This is a genomic window from Kitasatospora sp. NPDC059973, assembly GCF_042737525.1.
Lineage (GTDB): Bacteria > Actinomycetota > Actinomycetes > Streptomycetales > Streptomycetaceae > Kitasatospora.
This window is the reverse complement of record NZ_JBHWUI010000346.1, coordinates 1-2609: the sequence shown is the minus strand read 5'-3', so window position 1 is coordinate 2609 and position 2609 is coordinate 1. Positions and strand designations below refer to the sequence as shown.

General features: G+C 72.7%; 1 protein-coding gene and 1 pseudogene. Both read right to left on the bottom strand.

Annotated features, from left to right (window positions below):
* Positions 1-54 precede the first annotated feature (54 nt).
* On the bottom strand, positions 55-942 hold the full coding sequence (locus ACFWA9_RS38960) for a tetratricopeptide repeat protein (protein ID WP_352296141.1): 888 nt from the start codon (positions 940-942) through the stop codon (positions 55-57).
* 471 nt (positions 943-1413) lie between these two features.
* Positions 1414-2304, bottom strand: a pseudogene (locus ACFWA9_RS38955) (tetratricopeptide repeat protein); the annotation flags it as partial.
* Positions 2305-2609: the final 305 nt, after the last annotated feature.

Here is a 2609-nt window from a genome sequence, read left to right as displayed (position 1 = left end):
CCCCGGAGTTTCCCGGGGTGCGGCAGGGCCTCACTCACCTACTGGCCGCGCTTGTCAGCCCTTGGCGTCGGTGGACCGCTCCGGCACCACGCCGTCGAAGTCCTCGTCGATCTCCAGGTCGTCCTCGTCGTAGAACTCCTCGACGTCTTCCTCGTCCTCGAAGATCTCCCGCTCGTCCGGCACGCCGCCACGCGACTTCGCCGGAGCCGGGGCCGGAGCCTCGTCCTCGGCCTCGTCCCGCGCGACCTCGTCCTCGATCTCGGGGTCGAGCGCGTCGACGAACTCCAGGCCGTCGATCTCGGCCAGCCGCTCCGACGCGTTGGTGGCGCCGTCCGTGTCGGCCTCGGCGGCCTTGGCGAACCAGTCGCGGGCCTCGTCGCCCCGGCCGGCCGCGATCAGGGCCTCGGCGTACGCGTACCGCAGTCGCGCGGTCCACGGGTGCACGGCGCTGGAGGCCAGCTCCGGGCTCTGCAGGGTGACCACGGCCGCCTCGAACTGCTCCATGTCGCCGCGGGCACCCGCCGCGACCAGGCGCATCTCGACCTGACCGGCCTTGTCCAGCTGCTTGACCTCGGCCTCGCCGGCCATCGCCAGCGCCCGCTCCGGGCGGCCCAGACCGCGCTCGCAGTCCGCCATCACCGGCCACAGGTCCGCCCGACCGGTCATCCGACGGGCGGCGCGGAACTCGGTCAGCGCCTCGGAGTAGCGCTGGGTCATGTACGACGCGAAGCCGGCCGCCTCACGGACGGCGGGCACGCGGGACGCGAGCCGCAGCGCGACGCGCGAGTACTGGTAGGCCTCCTCCGGCTCGGTGTCGAGCAGGCGGGCGACCATCACCAGGTTGCGGGCGACATCGTCGGCGAGCGTCTTGGGCAGGCTCTTGAGCTCCTGGCGGACATCCGCGTCCAGCTCGAAGCCGGTGACGTCCTCCGGGATCGGCAGCCGCTTGACGGGCTCGAAGTTGCCCCGGCGGTCGTCGTAGTCCCGGCCGCCGCGGTCGTCACGGTCGCGGTTGAAGCCGCCGGACGGACGGTCGTCACGACGGTAGCCACCGCCGCCGGAGGGACGGTCGTCGCGGCGGAAGCCACCACCGGAGGGGCGGTCGTCACGACGCGGACGGTCGTCACGGTCACGGTTGAACCCGCTCGGGCGGTCGTCACGGCGGAAACCACCGCCGGACGGACGGTCGTCACGGCGGAAGCCACCGCGGTCGTCACGGTCGCGGTTGAAGCCGCCACCGGAGGGACGGTCATCGCGGCGCGGACGGTCGTCACGGTCACGGTTGAACCCGCTCGGGCGGTCGTCACGGCGGAAACCACCGCCGGACGGACGGTCGTCACGGTCGCGGTTGAAGCCACCGCCCGACGGGCGGTCGTCACGGCGGAAGCCGCCGCCCGAGGGCCGGTCGTCACGACGCGGACGGTCGTCGCGGTCACGGTTGAAGCCACCACCGGACGGACGGTCATCACGGCGGAAACCACCACCGGACGGACGGTCATCGCGGTCACGGTTGAAGCCACCACCGGACGGACGGTCGTCACGGCGGAAACCGCCGCCGGACGGGCGGTCGTCACGACGCGGACGGTCGTCACGGTCACGGTTGAAGCCACCGCCCGAGGGACGGTCATCGCGGCGGAAACCACCACCGGAGGGGCGGTCGTCACGGCGGAAGCCACCGCGGTCGTCGCGGTCGCGGTTGAAGCCGCCACCGGAGGGACGGTCATCGCGGCGGAAGCCGCCGCCGGACGGGCGGTCGTCACGACGCGGACGGTCGTCACGGTCACGGTTGAAGCCGCCACCGGACGGACGGTCGTCCCGACGGAAACCGCCACGGTCGTCGCGGTCGCGGTTGAAGCCCCCGCCCGAGGGACGGTCGTCGCGACGGAACCCGCCGCCACCGCCACCGGAGGGACGGTCGTCGCGGCGGAAGCCACCACCGGAGGGGCGGTCGTCGCGACGCGGACGGTCGTCGCGGTCGCGGTTGAAGCCGCCACCGGACGGACGGTCGTCCCGACGGAACCCGCCGCCACCACCGGACGGACGGTCGTCGCGGCGGAAGCTACCGCCCGAGGGGCGGTCGTCGCGACGCGGACGGTCGTCGCGGTCGCGGTTGAAGCCGCCACCGGACGGACGGTCGTCCCGACGGAAACCGCCGCCACCGCCACCGGAGGGACGGTCATCGCGGCGGAAGCCACCGCCGGACGGGCGGTCGTCACGACGCGGACGGTCATCACGGTCACGGTTGAAACCACCGCCCGAGGGGCGGTCGTCACGACGCGGACGGTCATCACGGTCGTCGCGACGCGGACCTCGGTCGTTGGACCAGCCCCCACGAGACCGGGGCTCGTAGCCGCGGCCGTCGTCCGATCGACGCTCGGGACGGTCCTGGGGCTGGTTCGACATTGTGGTGACTCCTCTTGTTGCTTCAGCTCTACCGCGGATGGAGGCGACACCACTGCCCTCGCGCGGTTCGATGCCGGCCTCCTGGCCGAGCACCATCTCCATTGTCCGGCATCGACCGGGACCCCGCGCCTGGGCGAAAGTCCTCTGTCGTGCCGGGGTGCATACGTGCGTAAAAACAAAAAGGCCGCGGCCCCAGCGAATCGCTG